The sequence below is a fragment of the Acinetobacter sp. A2 genome (assembly GCF_012371325.1).
Lineage (GTDB): Bacteria > Pseudomonadota > Gammaproteobacteria > Pseudomonadales > Moraxellaceae > Acinetobacter.
Window position 1 is genome coordinate 19,871 of sequence record NZ_JAAZQX010000024.1, and the last position, 21,455, is coordinate 41,325.

General features: G+C 42.1%; 19 protein-coding genes and 1 pseudogene. 13 read left to right on the top strand and 7 right to left on the bottom strand.

Annotation, left to right across the window (positions count from 1 at the left end):
* The first annotated feature begins 17 nt into the window (after positions 1 to 17).
* From HHA43_RS09750 to HHA43_RS09765, 4 genes are all read left to right on the top strand, one after another.
* Positions 18 to 866 carry a class II glutamine amidotransferase gene (locus HHA43_RS09750; protein ID WP_168526187.1) on the top strand — a complete coding sequence of 283 codons (849 nt, stop codon included), beginning with the start codon at positions 18 to 20 and terminating at the stop codon, positions 864 to 866.
* A 262-nt stretch (positions 867 to 1,128) separates the two neighbouring features.
* The gene (locus HHA43_RS09755) at positions 1,129 to 1,584 is read left to right on the top strand and encodes a bacteriohemerythrin (protein WP_168418238.1); all 456 of its coding nucleotides are present in this window, start codon (positions 1,129 to 1,131) and stop codon (positions 1,582 to 1,584) included.
* A gap of 175 nt (positions 1,585 to 1,759) precedes the next feature.
* On the top strand, positions 1,760 to 2,845 hold the full coding sequence (locus HHA43_RS09760; RefSeq protein WP_168526189.1) for a hypothetical protein: 1,086 nt from the start codon (positions 1,760 to 1,762) through the stop codon (positions 2,843 to 2,845).
* Positions 2,842 to 3,162 (top strand): RnfH family protein, encoded by a 321-nt coding sequence (locus HHA43_RS09765; protein ID WP_168461480.1) that lies wholly within the window; start codon positions 2,842 to 2,844, stop codon positions 3,160 to 3,162. Before HHA43_RS09760 ends, HHA43_RS09765 begins: the two co-directional genes overlap by 4 nt.
* Positions 3,163 to 3,207: 45 nt before the next feature.
* Here the strand turns inward: HHA43_RS09765 and HHA43_RS09770 are convergent, their stop codons facing one another.
* Positions 3,208 to 3,606 carry an outer membrane protein assembly factor BamE gene (locus HHA43_RS09770; protein ID WP_168418235.1) on the bottom strand — a complete coding sequence of 133 codons (399 nt, stop codon included), beginning with the start codon at positions 3,604 to 3,606 and terminating at the stop codon, positions 3,208 to 3,210.
* Between the two features lie 112 nt (positions 3,607 to 3,718).
* On the opposite strand from HHA43_RS09770, the gene fur reads away from it, so the two are divergent.
* Entirely contained in the window at positions 3,719 to 4,156 is a 438-nt protein-coding gene (gene fur / locus HHA43_RS09775) for a ferric iron uptake transcriptional regulator (protein ID WP_004975325.1), read from the top strand.
* Between the two features lie 57 nt (positions 4,157 to 4,213).
* Here the strand turns inward: fur and HHA43_RS09780 are convergent, their stop codons facing one another.
* Complete coding sequence (locus tag HHA43_RS09780; RefSeq protein ID WP_168418234.1) at positions 4,214 to 5,332, bottom strand: PilT/PilU family type 4a pilus ATPase; 1,119 nt, start codon at positions 5,330 to 5,332, stop codon at positions 4,214 to 4,216.
* A 21-nt stretch (positions 5,333 to 5,353) separates the two neighbouring features.
* Positions 5,354 to 6,391, bottom strand: coding sequence for a type IV pilus twitching motility protein PilT (locus HHA43_RS09785; RefSeq protein ID WP_168418233.1), 1,038 nt, complete (start codon positions 6,389 to 6,391; stop codon positions 5,354 to 5,356).
* A gap of 124 nt (positions 6,392 to 6,515) precedes the next feature.
* On the opposite strand from HHA43_RS09785, the gene HHA43_RS09790 reads away from it, so the two are divergent.
* Together HHA43_RS09790 and HHA43_RS09795 are read left to right on the top strand one after the other, a co-directional pair.
* On the top strand, positions 6,516 to 7,205 hold the full coding sequence (locus HHA43_RS09790) for a YggS family pyridoxal phosphate-dependent enzyme (RefSeq protein ID WP_168461499.1): 690 nt from the start codon (positions 6,516 to 6,518) through the stop codon (positions 7,203 to 7,205).
* A 435-nt stretch (positions 7,206 to 7,640) separates the two neighbouring features.
* Complete coding sequence (locus tag HHA43_RS09795; protein ID WP_168461482.1) at positions 7,641 to 7,886, top strand: hypothetical protein; 246 nt, start codon at positions 7,641 to 7,643, stop codon at positions 7,884 to 7,886.
* 89 nt (positions 7,887 to 7,975) lie between these two features.
* Here HHA43_RS09795 and HHA43_RS09800 read toward each other — a convergent pair whose 3' ends face one another.
* Positions 7,976 to 11,587: an AAA family ATPase gene (locus tag HHA43_RS09800; protein ID WP_168542540.1), complete on the bottom strand. Its 3,612-nt coding sequence runs from the start codon at positions 11,585 to 11,587 to the stop codon at positions 7,976 to 7,978.
* Between the two features lie 9 nt (positions 11,588 to 11,596).
* On the bottom strand, positions 11,597 to 12,847 hold the full coding sequence (locus tag HHA43_RS09805) for an exonuclease SbcCD subunit D (protein ID WP_168418229.1): 1,251 nt from the start codon (positions 12,845 to 12,847) through the stop codon (positions 11,597 to 11,599).
* A gap of 249 nt (positions 12,848 to 13,096) precedes the next feature.
* Here HHA43_RS09805 and HHA43_RS09810 point away from each other — a divergent pair, with 249 nt between their 5' ends.
* The 3 genes from HHA43_RS09810 (at position 13,097) to HHA43_RS09820 (ending at position 15,882) form a co-directional block, all read left to right on the top strand.
* Positions 13,097 to 14,059, top strand: a complete 963-nt coding sequence (locus HHA43_RS09810; RefSeq protein ID WP_168418228.1) for a GGDEF domain-containing protein — start codon at positions 13,097 to 13,099, stop codon at positions 14,057 to 14,059.
* A 319-nt stretch (positions 14,060 to 14,378) separates the two neighbouring features.
* On the top strand, positions 14,379 to 14,825 hold the full coding sequence (locus HHA43_RS09815; protein WP_168418227.1) for an ABZJ_00895 family protein: 447 nt from the start codon (positions 14,379 to 14,381) through the stop codon (positions 14,823 to 14,825).
* 136 nt (positions 14,826 to 14,961) lie between these two features.
* The gene (locus HHA43_RS09820) at positions 14,962 to 15,882 is read left to right on the top strand and encodes a TIGR01777 family oxidoreductase (protein ID WP_168418226.1); all 921 of its coding nucleotides are present in this window, start codon (positions 14,962 to 14,964) and stop codon (positions 15,880 to 15,882) included.
* A 21-nt stretch (positions 15,883 to 15,903) separates the two neighbouring features.
* On the opposite strand, the gene HHA43_RS09825 is transcribed toward HHA43_RS09820, so the two are convergent.
* Positions 15,904 to 17,022: an NAD(P)/FAD-dependent oxidoreductase gene (locus HHA43_RS09825; protein WP_168418225.1), complete on the bottom strand. Its 1,119-nt coding sequence runs from the start codon at positions 17,020 to 17,022 to the stop codon at positions 15,904 to 15,906.
* 14 nt (positions 17,023 to 17,036) lie between these two features.
* Positions 17,037 to 18,050 carry a porphobilinogen synthase gene (gene hemB, locus HHA43_RS09830; protein ID WP_168418224.1) on the bottom strand — a complete coding sequence of 338 codons (1,014 nt, stop codon included), beginning with the start codon at positions 18,048 to 18,050 and terminating at the stop codon, positions 17,037 to 17,039.
* Between the two features lie 120 nt (positions 18,051 to 18,170).
* On the opposite strand from hemB, the gene HHA43_RS09835 reads away from it, so the two are divergent.
* From HHA43_RS09835 to HHA43_RS09845, 3 genes and pseudogenes are all read left to right on the top strand, one after another.
* Positions 18,171 to 18,668: a thioesterase family protein gene (locus HHA43_RS09835; RefSeq protein WP_154320424.1), complete on the top strand. Its 498-nt coding sequence runs from the start codon at positions 18,171 to 18,173 to the stop codon at positions 18,666 to 18,668.
* A 185-nt stretch (positions 18,669 to 18,853) separates the two neighbouring features.
* A pseudogene (locus tag HHA43_RS09840) lies at positions 18,854 to 19,630 on the top strand (thermostable hemolysin).
* Complete coding sequence (locus HHA43_RS09845; RefSeq protein ID WP_228278943.1) at positions 19,631 to 21,223, top strand: AMP-binding protein; 1,593 nt, start codon at positions 19,631 to 19,633, stop codon at positions 21,221 to 21,223.
* Positions 21,224 to 21,455: the final 232 nt, after the last annotated feature.

Below are 21,455 nucleotides of genomic sequence, written 5' to 3' on the forward strand. Positions count from 1 at the left end.
TGTATAGATAAAGCCTTATGTGTCAGTTGCTTGGAATGAATTGTGCGACACCTACCGATATTACCTTTTCATTTCGGGGATTTTCGCAGCGCGCTGGAATTACATCAGATCATTCAGATGGCTTTGGAATTGCTTTTTTTGAAGATAAAGCTTGTCGTTTATTTGTCGATAATCAGTCTGCAGTCGAGTCACCAATTGCCGAGCTGATCCGTAATTATCCAATTAAATCACGTAACGTGATTGCGCATATTCGTAAAGCCACACAAGGTAAAATTAATCTAGAAAACTCACATCCGTTTAGCCGTGAATTGTGGGGGCGTCAGTGGATTTTTGCCCATAATGGAGACTTACACGATTTTCATCCACGTTTGTCGGGACGTTTTACCCCTGTGGGTAATACTGACAGTGAGCGTTCATTTTGTTATTTACTTGATCAATTTGTTAATCGCTTTGGTTATGATGAACCGAGCTTGATGCAAATTTTTGACTTATTGGCAGAAATTTCCCCACAAATTGCAGAACATGGGACTTTTAATTTCTGCCTATCGAATGGACAAGCCTTGTTCAGTTATGCGGTCACCAAATTACATTGGTTGGTACGTGCCTATCCATTTCAACCTGCCCAATTGATTGATTTAGATGTTGAAGTCGATTTTAGTCAAGTCACCACACCAGACGATTGTGTCGCGGTGATTACCACAGAACCTTTAACGCAAAATGAAACTTGGACTGCATTTCAACCTGGCGAAATGATTTTATTCCAGCAGGGGCGTCCTGTTAAATCGCAAATGACGCATATTGAGCGTTTGGAACGTGAGCGTTTGAACCCTGAATTAAGGCGTGTGACCAAAGCTGATCAATATTAATCAGTCCGAGTCGTATATGTGAAAAATATTCATTTTATTTAGGTGTTTTTTCTTAAAATCAAGAATAAAAATGTGTGAATTGATTAATTAATAATTGATTCTTTTGGTCGGGTATTGCTATTGTTTTTAATGTAAATCAATTGGTTATGTTTGTTTTTAGTAGTTTTGGTTAATCCCTACTAAACCACTCCATTTTTATTTGTGCTAAATGCGGCTACCATTCATCAACGTGATTAATCATTTATTTCTGTAGGGTGATCGTATGAAGATGAAGTGGGTTCCAGAATACAATACTGGTATCGATGTGATTGACGATCAGCATAAACGTATCCTCGATTATATTAATGAAATTGTTGAAATTGGCGATGGTACTGATCGAGCTCGTGTAAAGCAGATTTTAGATAATATTATTGATTACACTCAATCCCATTTTACTTTTGAAGAGTCATTGCAAGAAGAAGCGGGGTATAAATACCGTGTACCGCATAAACGCGTGCATGATTTATTTATTAAGAAAATTGAATCTTACCGTGATCGTTTTGAGATGGGACATTCGATTGAAAGTGAATTACATGAAGTTTTATCTAAATGGTTAATTAATCATATTCAACACGATGACGCCGATTATGTGGGCGCTGTGAAAGAAAATATGATGGGTATTATTAAAGAAAAAGAGCAGAAGAAAGGTAAGGGGTGGTTTGCTCGTTTCTTCTCGTAATGACAAATACTGTTTACGCACAATATTGAATTGATGTGATAACAAGTGCTACAACAAAAATTATAAATTTGCGCAGCAAACTGTCTTTAGATAGTTTGCTTTTTTCTTTTTTGAGGTTTTGCTTTTCCTTGATGACAAAGGCAAAATAGCCGTAGATTTTTATTAGGACAGCATCATGCAGGACAATGCTATGTCACGATGGTTATCGCCGCTGATGGCATTTGGTTTATCTTTTATTATTATTGCCACTTTGGCACCTATGACCGGTATTCAGGTTGAGCGTCAGCTCGATTTTTGGTTACTTTGGTTGGGTACCATGGTGATTTTGGCATTACCAATCACCTATTTAGAAATTGCTTTAGCCAAGCGCTCTAAAAGTACCGCACTACAGGCATTGTCTGGTTTAACCCGTGATGCAGATGCTTCACCAAAATGGCGTATTGTAGGTTGGCTTGCGGTGGTGTTTATTCCGTTTTTGGCAGGTGGCTTGTTGTCCAATGCTGCGCAAATTCTGAATCAATACGCAGTAGAAGGTTTGGCCAGTAACATTGTACTGGTTATTCTTGCGGTTGTGGCATTGGCACTGTCATTGCTTGCACGTCAAATTTTACTGTTGTGTACTGCTGTAGCTGTCGTGGCTGCATTGGTTTTAGCCAATGTATTTGGTACCCAATTGCCTGCATGGCAAGTCACACCTATTGAATTAGGCGAGTGGGGGAGTGCAACAGTATTGGCTTTGGTTGCCAGCGGTTTGGGCATGGGGTTGTACTGGCAAACCAGTTTGGCGCAGGCGCAACAGCAAAATGCGGCAACATCAACCGTTTTACCCATCTGGATTGCACAATTATTGGCAGTCGTTGCTTTTGCCTTCTTTGCAGTACAAGCACAAATTCCTGCACTGGCGTTAGTGGTTGCCGCAGTTGCAGCTGCTGCCGTGTTATTACAATTGGCACGTGAGCAATTGGCACAGCGTCAAATGGCCGTTGCGATTCAATGGATTGTCTTAATTGCAGCAACACTGGTGTGGGCAGTGCCAGCCATTACTTCAGTATTTAATTTTGTGTTGTTGCTTTGGGGCTTGGTGATTTGCCTGATTTATGCCATTTTCGCAGGCTGGATTATGAAAATCAGCCATCTTCGTAAAGCTATGAACTTTAGCAGTGAAGCCTTGTATAACCTGTGGCGTATTGCAGTACGTGTTGTGTTGCCTATATCAATTGTAGTCGCTATTTTTGCATTGATTGGACAGTTTCTAGCATGAATCAAATGATGCAGGTTTGGGTTGCGTATGCAACACCTGAACAACAGTGGCATATTGCGGTTGCATTTCAGCAGGGTATGACCGTTGCTGATGCAATTCAAAAAAGTGGAATTGCTACACAAACCACTTTAGCAGAACCGTTGTCTGTGGGGATTTTTGGTGTAAGGGTTGAGCTGCAGCATCAATTGCAGGCAGGAGATCGGGTTGAAATTTATCGTGCTTTGACCATTAACCCGAAAGACATTCGGCGTAAGCGTGCTGAAAAGAACCCTGTAGGGCGTTATGCCAAAAGCAATCGCCTCAGACAATTGAAATGATTTGAAAAACCCCTCAGCGAGGGGTTTCTTTTTATTTTAAAGGGGCTATAGTGGTGGCGCGTTGAGAATCGCTTCTTTCGATCCTGGTAAGCCAGGTTGAGATTCTGGGATGGTTTCTAGGCCTTCAATTTTTTGCACGATACCAGTTTGATCGAAATAGATTTTCAAATGCTGACCATGCGCGGCAGGGATCTTGGCTTTTTTAGCATAAGTTCCTGGGATATAATTGTAAATGTAGTCCCAACGTAACGGGTTCATTGGATCGGAAATGGTTGGACTGCCCAGTAAAAAGCGAACTTGTTGGTGACTCATACCGACTTGGACTTTTGAAGCTTGCGCTTGGGTTAAAGGCGTACCCTGTGGAATATCTACTTTATAAACGCCCAAGGTCGAACAGCCTGCGAGCAGTGAAGTGACCAATAACGTCAACATGATTTTTTGCATTTTGCTACACTATCCCAAATTAATTATGATGCATTTGATCCAGTGTTAGATCATACTGCATCTTAACTTTGTTGCATATTCCAACTTTAATTTTGTTGAGAGACCTTTTTACATGCCTATTTCAAATCAAGAATTACGCAAAGCTGGACTTAAAGTTACCCTTCCACGAATTAAAATCCTAGAATTATTAGAAAATTCAAAACAACATCATTTAAGTGCAGAAGACATCTACAAAACTTTACTCGATCAGGGCGAAGATGTGGGTTTAGCAACTGTGTATCGTGTGTTAACACAGTTTGAAGCTGCTGGGATTATTGAGCGTCATAATTTTGAGAACAACCACTCTGTATTTGAAATTATGCAGGAAGATCACCACGACCATTTGGTGTGCTTGAACTGTAGTAAAGTAGTTGAATTTATTAATGATACTATTGAAAAAGAACAGCACGATGTGGCAGAAAAATTCGGTTTTGAATTAACGGGTCACTCGCTAAATTTATACGGTTATTGTGATGCGCCGGAATGTCGTGAAGCATTGCGTAAAAAATAAGTTAAAAATACAAAAAAGGCTTCCATTACGGAAGCCTTTTTCTTATCTGTTTTGAGTTTATTGCCCATCAAACGTGATATTCGATGTAGCATGCAATAAACGGTCGCCACCTTCTTCTGATAGCTTGATTTGTAGACGCAAGTCGTTTGGTGAGTCAGCGTGCTTGAGTGCATCTTTGTAGCTAATTTGCTTGGCTTTATACAGATCGTATAAGGCTTGGTCAAAGGTTTGCATGCCCAATTCACGTGAACGCTTCATCAAATCTTTAATTTCGTGTACATCACCTTTACGGATTAAATCTGCAATGAGCGGTGAGTTAATTAAAATTTCAATTGCAGCACGACGTGAGTTACCGTCAATAGTTGGAAGGAGTTGCTGCGCCACAATTGCTTTGAGGTTCAGCGATAAATCCATAAACAACTGGCCATGACGGTCTGCTTCAAAGAAGTGAATAATACGGTCAATGGCTTGGTTGGCGTTGTTGGCGTGCAGGGTTGCAAAAACCAAGTGACCGGTTTCGGCAAAGGCGATAGCATAATCCATGGTTTCGCGGGAACGAATCTCACCAATTAGAATCACATCTGGCGCTTGACGCAGGGTATTTTTTAATGCCACTTCAAATGAGTCGGTATCAATACCCACTTCACGTTGGGTAATAATACAGCCTGCATGTTCGTGTACAAATTCAATCGGGTCTTCAATAGTGATGATATGACCTTTGGAATTTTGGTTACGGTAACCAATAATTGATGCCAAAGAGGTCGATTTACCAGTACCAGTTGCACCCACAAAGATGATAATACCGCGTTTGGTCATTGCCAAATCTTTTAAAATTGGCGGCAGTTTTAACTCATCCATGGTTGGAATTTTGGTTTCAATTCGGCGCAGTACCATGCCAGGTTCATCACGTTGCTGAAATGCACTGACACGGAAACGTGCCGATTTTTCACGGTTGGTGATGGCAAAGTTACATTCACGTGTTTCGGCAAATTCCTTGCGCTGCTTTTCACTCATAATTGAGTTCAGTAACTGCCCGACAATTTCACCTGTCAGTTTGCTTTTGGCAACAGGCACAATTTGTCCATGAATTTTCATGGACGGTTCAACATCGGCAGTAATAAACAAGTCAGACGCTTTTTGCTGAATCATCAAATTCAGTAAATCATTAAAGTCCATCGCGTATCTCGAATTTTAAACTTATAAGAATGATTCAGGCTGCTTCGCAACAGTTCGTGCAGTCTGTGGACTAATTACACCGCGCGATACCAAGTTTTTCAGGCTTTGGTCGAGTGTAGTCATACCGTAGTTTGCACCAGTCTGAATAGCCGAATACATTTGCGCTACTTTGTTCTCACGAATCAAGTTACGTACCGCAGGAATACCAATCATGATTTCATGGGCTGCAACACGACCACCGCCATTTTTCTTCAGCAGAGACTGTGAAATGACGGCTTGTAGAGATTCAGATAACATGGCACGAACCATGTCCTTTTCTTCTGCAGGGAATACGTCAATGACACGGTCAATGGTTTTTGCCGCCGAGGTGGTGTGTAGCGTACCAAATACCAAGTGACCTGTTTCCGCAGCAGTCAGTGCCAAACGAATGGTTTCTAGGTCACGCATCTCACCCACCAAGATGATGTCAGGGTCTTCACGCAGCGCTGAACGCAGTGCTTCATTAAAGCCATGTGTATCACGGTGTACTTCACGTTGGTTAACCAAGCATTTTTTAGATTGGTGTACAAATTCGATAGGGTCTTCGACTGTTAAAATGTGGTCATAACGATTGTCGTTAATATAATCGATCATCGCCGCAAGGGTGGTCGATTTACCTGAACCCGTTGGCCCTGTCACCAAAACCAAACCGCGTGGATATTCACAAATATCCTTGAAGATTTGCCCCATGCCTAAATCTTCAAGTGTTAATACTTTTGATGGAATGGTACGGAATACCGCACCTGCACCACGGTTTTGGTTAAATGCGTTCACACGGAAACGTGCCACGCCAGGCACTTCAAAAGAAAAGTCAGTTTCTAGGTTTTCTTCAAAATCACGGCGTTGTTTATCATTCATAATGTCGTACACTAATTTGTGTACTTCTTTATGTTCTAATGCAGGTAAGTTAATACGACGTACTTCACCATCCACACGAATCAGTGGTGGCATACCAGCAGATAAGTGTAAATCCGAAGCGCCGTTTTTAGCGGAGAACGCCAATAATTCTGTAATGTCCATGAAAGTCCCCGAGATCAATTAAATCTTAATTATTTTGATAGAATAATACGGCTTTCCATCAGCTTAACCAACTGTTAGTTGCTGGGCAAGGTAAAAAAAGATGAATGAAATGAGAAATCCATCAATGAATAATTTGCAGCAATCACGTACTCAGGTTTTGGAGCAGATTCAACAGGCCTGTGAATTGGCACAGCGCAAGCCAGATACTGTTCAACTATTGGCTGTTTCCAAGACCCATCCGAGTGAAGCATTGCGTGCCATGTATGCGACAGGCCAGCGTGCTTTTGGTGAAAATTATTTGCAGGAAGCATTAGATAAAATGCAGGCCTTAAGTGATTTGGAGATTGAATGGCATTTTATTGGTCATGTGCAACGCAATAAAACCAAACATCTGGCAGAGAAATTTACATGGGTACATGGGGTGGATCGTTTGATTATTGCAGAGCGTTTGTCGAATCAGCGGGATGCTCAGCAAGCGCCACTCAATATTTGTTTACAGGTGAATATTGATGGTCAAGACACTAAAGATGGCTGCCAGCCTAGCGAAGTTTCAGCTTTAGTTCAGCAGATGAGTCAGTTGCCGAATTTAAAACTGCGCGGTTTGATGGTCATTCCTGCACCGAACAATACTTCAGCTTTTCAGCAGGCGAAACAACTCTTTGATGCGGTTAAAACTCAACATGCCCATCCTGAAGATTGGGATACGTTGAGTATGGGCATGTCAGGTGATTTAAATGCAGCAATTGCAGCAGGTTCAACCATGGTACGGGTGGGGACGGCTTTGTTTGGCGCGCGTGATTACTCTCAAGCATAATCATAGAGGATTACGATGCTCAGTCAGATAAAGTCTTGTACGTTTTAGCTGACACAGAATGCAGAATATTGCGGCTAGTACACAAGGCTGGATTTTCTTAATATGAACTTATCGGGAAACAGGGAGTTTCCTAAATAAGAACAATAAAAAATAGAACAACACGGAAGTGCTTGGTACGACAGGAGTTATACCAAAAACTGAATCTAGAAAGCCCCGACAGGATGTCGGGGCTTTTTTAGTTCTGTGCTATCTCTGTGCTATCTCTGTGCTATCAATGTTGTGATTTTTTAAATGGATTCAGTTGTATTTAGAAAGCATATTGAAGTTCTATCAAAGTGACGAACAGATCATTCTCAGGATTTATTCTCTAACCAGATGCTAATACGTGCAATCAGTAAAAAGAGCAAAAAACAGAACTGAAAAAAGCCGGTAAAGATGATGATCCAACCGCTATTTCCAGGTGTTTTTCTCGCCTCAAACTCAATGACTAAAGTGCAAATAGTCAGTATTATTTCAAAAATCAAAACCGCTTTAAAAACGGCAGGGCGAGGGAAGCGGACGAGCCAAGTGAGAAAAATAATACTCACACTAGGCAATATGCCAAATAAAAATATTGTTTTTATATCCATGAAAATCAGTGTCTATCGTGTTAATGATGCTCTCAACCAAGTAAATAATTAGACTAACTATTCTGAATAGTTTGAAAAATGATAGTTATCTTAACTCACTTGTAACTGTAATAATTTTTGGCATTTCGGGCAATGTCGCGGCTAGCCCACGACATTGATCTCACTTGCCCCAGCACCGACAGGATTGACCTGAATTTGTACAGGAATACGTTCATGCATTTCCTGAATGTGTGAGATCAGCACCACTTTGCGACCTTGACTTTGTAGATGATCTAAAGCGTTCATCACCATGTGTAAAGAAGTTGGGTCGAGTGTACCAAAACCTTCGTCAATGAATAGTGATTCCAGTTTCATTGAGCCAGAAGCCATATTGGCAATGGCAAGTGCTAAAGCCAAAGACACCAAGAAGGTTTCACCACCTGATAGCGATAGAACAGGACGAATTTCACTGTTCATATCCAAGTCAATAATGGCCAGACTCAGACTTTCAGGAATACGGTGTAATTGATAACGAGAACTGAGCGGTAACAATTGTTGGTTGGCGTATTCCACCAAAATATCTAAATGGTGTTCTTGGGCAATTTTCTTAAACTTAGTACCTTCTTTATGACCAATTAAATCGTAAATGCGTCCCCAACGATATTCTTCAGTTTTTATCTCTTCAATTTGAGTTTGATAACGTGCCAAAGTCGCTTGATTGCTGGCATGAATATGCAATTGAGCTTCAATTTCACTCAAGCTTTGTGCCTGTTGGGTTTTTTCGGCGAGCAGGGCAGTGAGTTTACTTTCTACATCCTCAAAACTAAGCTGCGGCTGTTGTTTTAAGTGTTTTTGGTATTGTTCTTCAAGCGTTTGCCAAGCAGTTTTAGCACTTTCCAAGCTATTGTGATGTTGCTGTAGCATGTTGCGCATTTGCAGATGATCAGCATAAGAAATCTGCAAACAGTCATGAATCACACTAGACAAAAACTCTGGATGTGCAGTTTGCCAAGTTTCAATATGCTGCATACATTGCGTTAGTTGCTGGGTGCGCTGCTGAATTTTACTGTCTAAGCCATGTTGTTGCAGTTGTAAGTTTTTGAGAGTTTGTTCTGCCTGATTGAGTGCATGGCGTTGTGTATCCAGTGCAATATTAAGTTGCTGTTGTTCCTGATCTAAAGCCTGTTGCCATTCCTGATAGGTTTGATATACCTGACCCGCATAGTTTTGTGTGAGTTGCTTAATTTGATCGCGCAGCGATATCCCTTCGGTCTTAATTTGTTGCAACTGCTGTTTTTTGTCCTGAAGTTGTTGCGCCAAAAAGCTGTGTTTTTGTTGGAGTTGCTGCTGCTGTTGAGTGAGCTGTTCCAGTGCTTTGAATTGAGCATCTTGCTGTTGATGTAACGCTTGGCGTTGCAACAAATGCTGTAAAGCATTTTGGTAGTAGTCATGGGGTTGGTGGAGCCAAGTCTGTTGTTGCGCTGTGCTTAAGTCAGCCACAATGGTTTGTAGACGTTGTGTCAGGTCTTGGCGTTGTTGAATGGTATATTTTAGTTGATCTGCCTGTTGTGTCGTACTGCGCCATTGTTTTAGGGTGTCGCTTGCTTGCTGAATAGCATGCTGCAACTGTTGAGTCGATTGATCTGTTGTAACCCACTGCTGTTGTACTTTTTCGATTTGATCTGCAATAGGGAACGCTGTATCTAAGGTGAAGGATAAAGACGCAGCCAGTTGCTGAGCTAGTGTTTGTTGTTGCTCAATTTGCTGTTGCAGCTCAAGGCCACGTTGTTGTTGTTGAGCATAGGTCACTTCAAATTGTGTGCTATCACGTTCTAACTGCTGCAACTGTTTTTGCGCCTGTACATATTCAGTTTTTGCGTGTTGCAGTTGCTGATCTTGTAATTGGTTTAAAGCTTCAGACAGTAAACTCTCATGCTGAATAAATGGATGTTCATGGCTACCACAGACCATACAGGCTTCATTAGGTTTGAGTTGAGCACGTAAGTCCTGCACACTTTGATGCTGCAATAAACGCTGTTGCTCAAAAACTTGTTGTAGCTGTTGTAAAGTCTGTTCTGCGATCAGTAGTTGTTGCTGTTGTGTTTGGATTTGAGCCTGTGTCTGCTTTTGTAAGCTTAAAGTTTCTTGTAGGCGGCTTTGCAACTGCGCGAATGAGCTTGCATATTGCTGCCATTGTTCCAAGGTCTGTTTAAGCTGCGCTAATACATGCAGATGCTTTGACGATTGCTGCAAATGTTGTTGATCTGTATATAACTGTTGCTCAAGTTGTTCATGGTTTTGATATTGCTGTTCCCAAGCCGCAATGTGTTGCAGCGCCTGCTGCTGTTGATCAATTAAGGCGTCTAAAGAAGCTTGAAACAGCTTTGGATTTTGCTGGCGCAATTGTTGTTCAAACTGCAGGTAGTCTTGCAGTCGTTGTATCGTAAGCGGCAAGGTTTCATCAAAAATAGCCCATTCTGCAGTGTGTTGTAATTGTTCAGCCAAGTGCTGTCGTTGTTTCTGCTGCTGCGCAAGTTGATGTTCAAGCGCATTTAAATCATTTTGCACAGGCTGAATTTGTTGCTGTTCAAATAGTTTTTGTGCTTCATCCAACGCTGTATATTGCTGTAATTTACCGGAAATTTCATGCTGTAACTGTGCTGCTGTATCAAGTTGGGGCTTTAATTGTGCAAAATGCTGTTGCCATGTTTGAAGATTTTTTTCAGCTTGGTGTTGCTGTGTGATAGCTTGCTGTTGAGCATGTTCTGCCTGCTGTAAAGTGGGTTGAAAGTCAGCCAGTTGCTGATTGAGTGTGTTTAGTTCTGCTTCTGATTGCTGACGTAGCACAAATTGCTCACGAATACTTTGAAATTCATCTAATTGTTGTAGCAATTGTTTTTGTGCTGTCAGTTGCAAGTCTGCATTGATTTGCACATCGTAAACTTCTTTTTTAGCTTGTGTACTGGCATACAGTTCATGGCGGTCTTTGTGCCATTTCAGGTCATTTTCATACAGCTTTTCAGTTTGACACAGCAAGGTGACTTGCTGACTTAGTTCATACTGTTGTGTTTCCAGACTTTTCAGTGCGTCGTCGCTGAGCAGCGTCACATGCCCCATCACACTTTCAAGCGCAGCACGTTTCTGTTTAATGTCACTGAATTTCGTTGCAGCCAACTTGCTGACTTCGGTAAAAATTTGTGAATTGGTTAAATATTCCAGTAAGTCAGCACGTTCATGATCTTTGGCTTTTAAAAATGCCCCAACTTCAGACTGCGCCAGTAATACTGCGCGGGTAAATTGCTCAAAACTTAAGCCAATTAGCTTTTCTACAATGGGTGTTGCTTCAGAAATCCTTTGATTTAAAACCCGTTGTTCATCTAGGCAGGTAATGGCACGTTCAACTTTTAAGTTGCCGTCGAGTTTGTTGTGTGCCCGTCGAATGTTCCATCGTGCAGAATAGCGCTTTTGATCGAGTGCAATAAATTCAAGTTCGGCAAAACCTGACGTGGTACCACGCCGTAAAATATGTTTCGAATCTTTTAAGGAAATTTCTTTGCCTGCAGCATCGGTCAGGCTGCCGGATGCACCTCTTAAACGTGGAATTTCATCGTATAACGCCAAACACATGGCATCGAGCAGGGTAGATTTACCTGCACCTGTTTTACCTGTAATGGCAATTAATCCTGCATGTGCAAGTGGATCATCTTCAAAATTAATTACATGTGTACCCGCTAAAGATGCCAAATTTTTTAAGCTCAGACGTAAAATTTTCATGGCAAATCCTTAAGCTTTATTTTGATCGAGTTCGTGTTGCGCTTCAGCCAAAAGCTGTAAAAAATCGCGTGTGGCATCCTGATCGGGTTGATAGCCCATTTTTTCCCATAAGCTCGCAAACAGTTTTTCTGGGGTCGGTGGCTCTAAGTCAATTTTGGAATGTTGAAGATTGGTGTCTTCATTTTTTTGAAAACGTCGGGCAATGCGTAATAAGCGGTAGCGGTTCGCAGGCAAAGCTTGTTCAATCTGCTGACGTAAATCGACAGGTGGTGGCGCATCACTCAAATATTCAATTTCCAGAAAATGACGTGCACATAAATCAGCGATTTCATCTTGAGGTAATTGAGCTAATTCGTTCATAAGCTCTGAAAGTTCACAGCGAACTCGAATTAGCTCTACACTGCGTGGAATCACCAGACTTTCACATTGAAAGCGTTGAGCGTCGGTACGGGTAGGGTCAATTTTGACTTCAAGGACTTGGTGCTTGTAATTGAGCTCACTAAATGACAAAGGAATGGGCGAGCCGCTATAGCGAATATGTGGCTGTCCAACCTGCTGTGGTTTATGTAAATGCCCGAGTGCCACATAGTCAATCACTTCATCAAACAATGCGGTGGATAGCGCTTCTTCATTACCCACTACAATTGGGCGTTCAGAGTCTGAAGTTTCAGCACCTTGCATGTGCGCATGTGACATTAAAATTAAGGCTTGATCGGGTTGTTTGCGAGCTTTGGCTTCGGCAATGAGTTGTTGATGCAAATAGGCAACTGCAGACTGAGTATTCGTCGTTTCTTCACTGATGCCAGTAATTTCTGCACTGCGTAAATAAGGCAGGGTAAGACACCATGCCACTATATTTTGTTCTGTATCATAAATTGGGACTAGCAGGCGGTCTAAATCTAGACGTTGTTCGGCAGTTTTTTTAACCACTCCAACTGCTTTAGCATTGAACTTAGATAAAAATGGTTCGACCTGCTCAATACGATAACCGGAGTCGTGATTCCCTGCGATCATCAAAGTTTGCATGTGGGGTGCGAGCGCGTGAGCATCCGTTAAGAATTGATAGAGCTGTTTTTGGGCGCTTGAGGCTGGATTGACCACATCAAAAATATCGCCCGCTATGAGTAGAGCGTTTGGCTGCTTGATTTTAATTTGAGCCAAGAGCCAATTTAGAAATTCGGTATGTTCATATTCACGTTCATGGTGGTGGAAAAATTGCCCCAAATGCCAATCAGAAGTATGTAAAAAATGAACCGTCATCGTTATAAAGCTCTTGGTTTTTTATGGGTTTAATATAAGAAATCTGGGGCAATAAGGCCAGCCACGATTGTTGTGCAGCGACATGAGCTGTCGTACATTTTCTGAATAATGAATATATTGGTCTGATCGTCTGCGTAAGAAATATACAGAATCTTAAAAAAACAGTACAGTATAGTGACAATCCGATTGAATCGGTTTTTTATTCATGCGCTTAAGTCATGAAATATTCACTATATTGGGGTGATGGACATGTCAGATCAACCTTTTTCACAGGATAAACTAGCAGGGACGCTCGAAGAAGATCAGATTTACAAGACCTTGTTAGAGTCTACCTTGGCAATTCCTTGGAAAATCGATTGGGCAACGAAAGAATACCGCTATGTCGGTCCGCAAATTGAAAAACTATTGGGTTGGCTGCCAAGCTCTTGGAAGTCTGTTGAAGATTGGGCAACACGGATGCATCCTGAAGATCGTGAACGCATTGTGGATATGTGTGTGGCGCAGTCGATTGCAGGTATTGACCATGAAGCAGACTATCGTGCACTGACAGCATCGGGCGATTATATTTGGGTGCGTGAAGTTGTGCATGTCGTCCGTGATGCAGAAGATAAAACCGAAAGTTTGGTCGGTTTTATGTTCGATATTTCTGAACGGAAAAAGCAGGAACAGGAATTAGAGCGTTTACGTACGCAGTTAGAAGAATATTCTTATCAAGATGGTCTCACGGGAATTGCCAACCGTCGTTTATTTAATGAGTTATTTCATCGTGAATGGTTGTCTGCGATACGCGAACAGTGTCCACTGTCGATGATTATGTTCGATATTGATTACTTCAAAAACTACAATGACCATTATGGGCATATACAGGGCGATGCCTGCCTACAAGAGGTCGCAAAAATATTAAAATCTTCTTTGTCACGTCCTAGAGATGTTGTGGCACGTTTTGGTGGAGAAGAGTTTGTGATGATTTTGCCAGACACATCAGCAGAGTCCGTAGCAGAATTGGCCAATCGCATCATACAAAACATTCGTGATGCCCATATTGAGCATGCACAATCTCCAATTGCACAGCATGTCACGATCAGTATGGGTGTAAAAACAGCCGTTATTGAGCCTACCGACGATAAAATAAAATTTCTGCATGATTTAGATCGTGCACTTTATCGTGCAAAACGGGCAGGTCGTAATTGTTATTTGAGTGAACCGACTTAGGTGCTCGTATCTAAAAAATACTCGTATCTAAAAAATAAAAGATCAAAAAATAAAGACCGACGATTCGAGTGATGATGAAATCGTCGGTCAAAGAAAACTTGCGATGCAGTAAAGCTTTGGCTGCTGTTCAAAACTTCACTGCATGCGATTTATTGCTTTAGTCAGGTCACCGAAAATATTGTGGATGCCAATACACATTAACGGTTGTTGTGACCTTGTAGCCTATATAACGTCAGGCTTTTGTATTCGGTTGACAATTTCATGAAAAAAAAATCAATTTTTTTTATACTAGGCTGAATCTTTTGTCTGAGTCATCTTTATGGTATCGCTAAGCCGTTATTTTATCTGGTTTTTCTTGTATTGCTTTGTGATGACCTGTATTTGTGGCGTATTGGCTGCATTATTACCTGCGGGTGTAGGCGGGATTTTAACTGCGGTGCCTTATTTGGTTGCCATGATTTTAGTGCTGTATAAGTTTTTAAAACAACAACACCGTGCGCCGAATGACAAGGAACGCAAGACATTTACTTTAGGATTTAGCCTGATTTTTTGGGGCTATAACTTGGCGTTTTTATTATTAGGTTTGGCGATATTTTCTCGCCAAAACCCAAGCATTTGGCAAGATTTTTTACAGTATTTGCAACAGCCGCAATTTATGAGTGTGGTGGTGATCATGTTCTTGTTGATCGCAATTCCATTGTATCTGCTGACCTATTGGTTTTATGGTAAACAGGCACAGCGTATGGCAGTTAAAATGTTTGGCTGATAAAAGAAGTTGTTAATATCTGATTTTCCTCAAATATACATGATCAGTTATGTGATGATGATTTGCTTAGACTTGAACATTCAGTCTAAATCACGTATAGCTAAAACTATATTTTTCATCATGCTGAGATTGGAAGATGCATAAACCTTTGGTACTGGTAACAGGGGCAAGTGGTTTTATTGGTTCACAATTGTTGCCGTTTTTATTGCAACAGGATTATCGGGTGGTGGGGCTAACCCGACAGCCCAATCGAGTATCCAAACATCCACAATTACGCTGGATTCAGCAGTTAGATGAACTCGACACCGACCAAATTGATTATGTGATTAATTTGGCGGGAGAAAGTATTGGGCAGGGCAGATGGACAGCAGCACGCAAACAAAAATTGCTTGATAGTCGAGTTCAGACCACACTGCACTTATATCAATATCTTGAAAAGCGCCGTATTTTCCCCAAGTGTATTATTTCAGGCTCGGCAGTGGGGTATTACGGAATTGACCCGCAGGAACAATGGTCAGCAGTATGTACCGAACACAGTGCAGCACAAGATATTTTTATGTCGCAGTTGTGCCAGCAATGGGAACAGGCTGCGTTAAGCTTCAGCCAGCAAAATACTAAAATTATGCGCTTGGGCGTGGTGTTTGGGCGCGGTGGTGGCATTTTACCGCAAATGTTATTACCAATTCGTTTAAATGCCGTCGGGCGGATTGGGCATGGACGTCAACCTGTGGCATGGGTGCATTTGCAAGATGTTTTAGAGGCTATTTTATGGCTGATGACCAATCCTGTTGAGGCACAAATTTTGAATGTGGTGGCACCTGAAATGAGCAGTCAGCAATATTTTGCAGAAACGGCAGCACAGTTGTTAAAGCGCCGCCCATTGTTTGTGCTGCCAGCTTTGGTACTGCGCTGGTTACTGGGTGAACAATCACAATTGGTCTTAAATGGACAATATGTTGAATCGCAAGCTTTAGTGCAGGCAGGTTACCATTTTAAATATCCAAAACTTGCACAGGCGTTAGAGGCTTGTTTAGGTTCAGCAGTACCCTCAAAATAAAAGAGGGTAATGTGCTGAGTATTATGCGCAGATTGGATCAGCTTGTAGCTGTTTCGGGTCATAGGCTGCAGGATTAACCAAAGTCTCTTGCCCAAGCATGAGTTGTCTTAATAGCTGTGCCGAGGCTGTGCCCATACATAAGCCATTACGGAAATGTCCAAAATTCAACCATACATTATTAAAGTTTGGCGTTTGGCCAATATAAGGCACACCTGTTGGTGAAGCAGGACGTAACCCCGCCCATTGTTTCACAATTGGAAACTGCGCCAATTCAGGAACCATTTCCAAACAAGCGCTTAAAATATCCTGCTTAATTTGAGGATCAGGGTGAGTATCAAAACCGACTTGACGCATACTCGAACCGCACAACACATGTCCGTCACAGCGTGGAATGAGATACATCACTTTGTTCATGCACATGGTAGGCAACCATTGCGCAGGGGTTTTAAACAACAGCATTTGTCCTTGAACAGGCTGTACAGGAATACTTAAACCAAGTTGTGCTGCCCATTGCTGTGACCATGCCCCAGTAGTGACAATAAAGTGATCTGCATGGTGTAACTGACCATCTTCACTTTGAATGGCTTGTGCGTGATCGCCCTGCAACTGAAATTGCTGGATAGGGCAATGCTCCAAAAATTGTACTTTGGGATGCTGCTTTAAATATTGGGTCAAAGATTGCAATAAGCGTGGATTACGTACATTGGCCAATTGCGAAAAATACAAGGCGTGTTTAAATTTTGCAGCAATGTGCGGGTTAACTTGTTCAAGTTGTTCCTGATTTAAATAGTCACACTGCTGCATTGGCTCATTATGCTGCGTAGCATAATTTAGACCAATCTCAAAATCATCTTCATCAAAAATTAACATGCCTGTTTCATGGATTTCAAAATCAATGCCAGTAATTGGTTTGAGTTTTTCATTCCACGCGAGGTATTGTGGTTTGGCAAATTTGGCTAAGTCATTAACCGCTTGAGGATAGCGCCACGGATACATGGGAGAAAGAATCCCACCGCCCGCCCATGACGCGGCTTGAGCTGCCTGTTGTTGATCAAAAATACTGATAGAGCAACCTTGCTCTACCAGTTCAAGTGCAGACAACAAACCGCTGATGCCTGCACCAATGATTGCAATATGCATGAAAGCTCGCCTGTTTATGCCATGTCTTTAAGTTTGAGCGCAGCTTCTTCGGCAAAGTATGTCCAAATACCATCTGCACCCGCACGGCGGCAGCTCATCAGTGATTCAATAATCACGCTGTCCGACAACCAACCATTTTGAATGGCTGCAGCAAGCATGGCATATTCACCACTGACCTGATATACAAACGTAGGCACAGCAAAAGTATCTTTCACTTCACGGACAATGTCTAAATAAGGCATACCAGGTTTAACAATGACCATGTCTGCACCTTCTTGAATATCCAGTGCAATTTCATGCAAGGCTTCGGCACGGTTGCCAATATCCATTTGATAATTGTATTTATTGCCACCTTTTAGGTTGCTTGCAGAGCCGACTGCATCACGGAATGGGCCGTAAAAGCTAGAGGCATATTTGGCAGAGTAGGCCATAATTGAGGTGTAAATATGGCCGTTGCTTTCTAAGGCCTGACGAATAGCACCGATGCGACCATCCATCATGTCACTTGGTGCAACCACGTCAGCACCCGCTTCAGCATGGCTTAAGGCTTGCTTAATCAGACATTCAACGGTTTCATCATTCAGCACATAACCTGTGTCATCAATAATGCCGTCTTGACCATGGGTGGTGTAAGGGTCAAGTGCGCCATCGGTAATCAGTACCATGTCTGGTAATTCTTTTTTTAGCAGGCGGAGCGTGTTTTGCACCAAGCCATCTTCACGCCATGCTGCTTCAGCAGTCAGGCTTTTGTCTTCTTGAGGAGTCACTGGAAACAAAGCCAGTTTGGTCACGCCCAGCTGCATTAAACGCTCGGCTTTTTTCAGTAATAAGTCGGCAGATAAGCGCTGGATATTCGGCATACTTGGAATATCTTGGGTTTGATTCTGACCTGGTAAAACAAATACAGGGTAAATCAGGTGATCAGTCGTTAGATGCGTTTCACGCACCATGGCGCGTAATTGATCATTTTTACGAATACGACGCATACGAGTGGCAGGAAATGCAGGACGATTGAACGTGTAGGTCATAAAAATCTCGCTGATCAGTATTAAACTAGGAGACTATTGTAGCCCCTTAAGTTTGATTTGGGCATACATTGGCTGTTTTTATTGTTTGGAAATTGAGTTGTTTGGACATTTGGGCACGTTATGAGTAATGCAGAGAAAAGCTGGACTGGAAATATACATTTGGGTGCGAAGGTGGATATAGATGTTGTGCTAAGACAATTGGTTCATGCCTTTAATAGCTCGCCATTTTTTCAGCACAATGGCATGAGTATGCGTGTGGTAGATGGTCAAATTGAAGCCTATATTGAAATGCAGCCTTATATGGTGGGCAATGTCGCATTTCAAATTTTACATGGCGGCGTGGCTGCAACTATTTTGGACAGTGTGGGTGGGATTGTGGCGATGGGAGAGCTGTATAAAAAGACAGAACCTGAAACCTTGCCCGATACCATTAAAAAAGTTACCCGTTTGGCCACAGTAGATATGCGAGTAGATTATTTAGCACCAGGACGTGGTAAATATTTTATTGCCCGTGCAGAAACCCTACGCTTAGGTCGTAAAGGCTGTACCATGCGCATGACCATGGTGAATGATGAAGATAAACCAATTGCGACAGCCATTGCATCGTACGCTTATTAAGATTAGAGGCTATGCGCTCAATTGGATTTCCGAGCGCTGTTTTTGAAAAATGAGGAGTTGAGCCATCAGCTCCTTTTTTTGTGCGAAAAAAATTGGAATTGTGACAGTTTGTAGCGGCTTAAGTTTTGTTTAAGTTTGGGTTTCTATCTTGAGCCTTGAGTGATTTCAGATACAACCTCATGCACATGATCAAGTTTAGTTTTGATGGACATTCATCTAGCACAGCGCATTTTTTGGATGCTCATTTTAGTCAGAAAAAAAATCAGCAAGCCTGTGGTTTGCATAAATATCTACAAACGACACCTTTACTAGAGCCACATTTCAAACCGACCTATTCAGCACAAACAGCGGATACTGTCCCTGCAATTTATATAGAAAATAACACACAGCATTTAAGCATCAAAACTGTGGAGCGTAGTGCCACTGAACGCTGGGCACTGGAAAACTTTATTCGTGATAAATATCAGAAAGTCCATCAGGCAAGTATTTCCAGTTTTTCAGACACGCTTTTTGCAGGCTATGCCGATGCTGAAATACAAGTCGCGATTGGTCTGCAGCAGCTCAAAACCGCACATGCTTTTTTAGAACAGTATTTAGATGCACCCATCGAAAATATTTTAAGTCAGCTCAGTGCAATGCCTGTATCTAGAACCTAGATTGTCGAAATTGGCAACTTGGCAGCGCAAGACATGAGTAAAGCTAAATTGATGGTGGCTTTTTTGGTGTTTTATTTATCACAAAACAATGTGCAGTGGGCAGTTTGCACAGGTACTGCCGCCGTGCGTTATGTGTTGCAAAACATGGGGCTGCATTTTCATGTGTTGGAAAAGGCAAATCCAGAAGTATTGGGCGCTGCACAGCAACAATGGGGTAGCTATTATCAGCAGAAACCTTATGTGCTTGCTATTAATGTTGCCGCAGCTTTCGCAGTAACACAGCCACAGTACCATTTTCAGAACTAAATGTTCATTCAGATTGTTCAGCCTGAACAGATGAAGCACAGTATAGAAGGTAAACCCATGCAGCACTTGTTTGAATCGCTTGCACGCCATGCGCAACAGTTTCCTGATCGTGAAGCTATTGTGACTGCACAGAAGACACTCAGTTATGCAGATTTACAGCAACGGGTAACGCAACTAAGTCTTGAGTTTAGCCACTCTAAGGCACAGCGTTTAGCGCTGTGGGGCAGCAATACAGTAGATTGGATTGTGGTGGATTTGGCTGCTCAAAAAGCAGGCATGACCGTGATACCAGTGCCTTTGTTTTTCACAGCCGCACAGATACAACATTTACTGCAAGACAGTCAGACCGATTTGTTGTGTGTGTTAAGTGATTCAGCTGAAATTCCACAAGTTTTACAGCCTGTCCTTGGAGAAATGCAGCTACAAACTCAGGCTACATCTGCGTTATTTCAAGGGCAACTATTTAGCGTACAACAGCTGGATGCATCACCGCACGAGACATTTAGGGCTGTAGCGCACCCTGTTAAAGTTACCTATACATCAGGCAGCACGGGCACACCCAAAGGTGTGTGTTTATCTGCCGCAACTATTCAGTCGATTACCACTGCATTGAGTCAAGCATTGCAAAGCAGCCAACTTGGGCGGCATTTATGCCTAATTCCCTTTGCAACCTTATTGGAAAATATTGCAGGCGTGTATGTGTCCTTAAACATGGGGCGTGCGGTGGTGGTTGGCGCGGTGAATCAATTTGGCTTGATGTCTAATCATCAGTTTGATGTCGCACGTTTTGTGCATGCTGTACAAAAATATCAGATTGAAAGCGTGATTTTATTACCGCAAATGCTCAAGGCAATTGTGGAATATTTAGCCTTAAATGCCGATGTGGATTTGAGCTCACTCAAATTTATTGCAGTGGGTGGGGGCAAGGTGTCGGCAGACTTATTGAAACAATCACAGCAGTTTAATTTACCTGTTTATGAAGGTTATGGCTTGTCTGAATGTGCTTCAGTGGTCAGTCTGAATGTACCTGAAGCCAGAAAAATTGGCAGTGTGGGACGAGTGTTGCCGCATGTACAGGTGAAAATCGCAACCGATGGTGAAGTGGTGGTGAAAGGCAATGCCATGCTGGGTTATATGCATGAGCTGCAAGCAGGTCAAACAGAGGTCGCAGAAATTCACACAGGTGATGCAGGCTATTTCGATGCAGAGGGTTATCTTTATATTACAGGGCGTATCAAACAAGTCATTATCAGTAGCTTTGGGCGCAATATTTCCCCTGAATGGGTTGAAGCTAATAGTCTGAGTGAATCCGAAATTCAGCAGATTGCCATATTTGGCGAAGCACAGCCTTATTTATCTGCGGTGATTTATGCTGCAGCAGAAACTTCAGATGCACAGCTGGCTACCGCTATTCAGCGCGCCAATACGCGTATGCCTGACTATGCCCAAATTCAGCAATGGTGTCGTGCGCCACAAGCCTTTTCTTTAACCAATCACATGCTGACTGATAACGGCAAGCTGCGCAGAGCTGTAATTCAACAACATTTTCAAAGTGCTTTGACTACATCAGCACAGCAGCTTGCCACGGCTTAACCTGAAGTTTCAGCTTGATGAGTGCTATTAAACACAGCAAATACTCAAAATTAGTGAGATAAATTCCATGAATATTGCACAAAAACAGTTGAGCAGTTCCCAACAGCAGATCAAAGCACAATTGGTCGAACAGGGTTGGGTGCTGCTTAGAAATGAAGAGTAATTAACTATAACTAAAAATATAGACAAATATTTGCATAAGTGCTCATTTTGTCTATGTCGATTCAGTAGT

Coding starts and splice junctions, on each gene's coding strand:
- HHA43_RS09750 (WP_168526187.1), top strand. CDS start 18: ATGTGTCAGTTGCTTGGAATGAATTGTGCGACACCTACCGATATTACC.
- HHA43_RS09755 (WP_168418238.1), top strand. CDS start 1,129: ATGAAGATGAAGTGGGTTCCAGAATACAATACTGGTATCGATGTGATT.
- HHA43_RS09760 (WP_168526189.1), top strand. CDS start 1,760: ATGCAGGACAATGCTATGTCACGATGGTTATCGCCGCTGATGGCATTT.
- HHA43_RS09765 (WP_168461480.1), top strand. CDS start 2,842: ATGAATCAAATGATGCAGGTTTGGGTTGCGTATGCAACACCTGAACAA.
- HHA43_RS09770 (WP_168418235.1), bottom strand. CDS start 3,606: ATGCAAAAAATCATGTTGACGTTATTGGTCACTTCACTGCTCGCAGGC.
- fur (WP_004975325.1), top strand. CDS start 3,719: ATGCCTATTTCAAATCAAGAATTACGCAAAGCTGGACTTAAAGTTACC.
- HHA43_RS09780 (WP_168418234.1), bottom strand. CDS start 5,332: ATGGACTTTAATGATTTACTGAATTTGATGATTCAGCAAAAAGCGTCT.
- HHA43_RS09785 (WP_168418233.1), bottom strand. CDS start 6,391: ATGGACATTACAGAATTATTGGCGTTCTCCGCTAAAAACGGCGCTTCG.
- HHA43_RS09790 (WP_168461499.1), top strand. CDS start 6,516: ATGAATAATTTGCAGCAATCACGTACTCAGGTTTTGGAGCAGATTCAA.
- HHA43_RS09795 (WP_168461482.1), top strand. CDS start 7,641: ATGATGATCCAACCGCTATTTCCAGGTGTTTTTCTCGCCTCAAACTCA.
- HHA43_RS09800 (WP_168542540.1), bottom strand. CDS start 11,587: ATGAAAATTTTACGTCTGAGCTTAAAAAATTTGGCATCTTTAGCGGGT.
- HHA43_RS09805 (WP_168418229.1), bottom strand. CDS start 12,847: ATGACGGTTCATTTTTTACATACTTCTGATTGGCATTTGGGGCAATTT.
- HHA43_RS09810 (WP_168418228.1), top strand. CDS start 13,097: ATGTCAGATCAACCTTTTTCACAGGATAAACTAGCAGGGACGCTCGAA.
- HHA43_RS09815 (WP_168418227.1), top strand. CDS start 14,379: ATGGTATCGCTAAGCCGTTATTTTATCTGGTTTTTCTTGTATTGCTTT.
- HHA43_RS09820 (WP_168418226.1), top strand. CDS start 14,962: ATGCATAAACCTTTGGTACTGGTAACAGGGGCAAGTGGTTTTATTGGT.
- HHA43_RS09825 (WP_168418225.1), bottom strand. CDS start 17,022: ATGCATATTGCAATCATTGGTGCAGGCATCAGCGGTTTGTTGTCTGCA.
- hemB (WP_168418224.1), bottom strand. CDS start 18,050: ATGACCTACACGTTCAATCGTCCTGCATTTCCTGCCACTCGTATGCGT.
- HHA43_RS09835 (WP_154320424.1), top strand. CDS start 18,171: ATGAGTAATGCAGAGAAAAGCTGGACTGGAAATATACATTTGGGTGCG.
- HHA43_RS09845 (WP_228278943.1), top strand. CDS start 19,631: ATGTTCATTCAGATTGTTCAGCCTGAACAGATGAAGCACAGTATAGAA.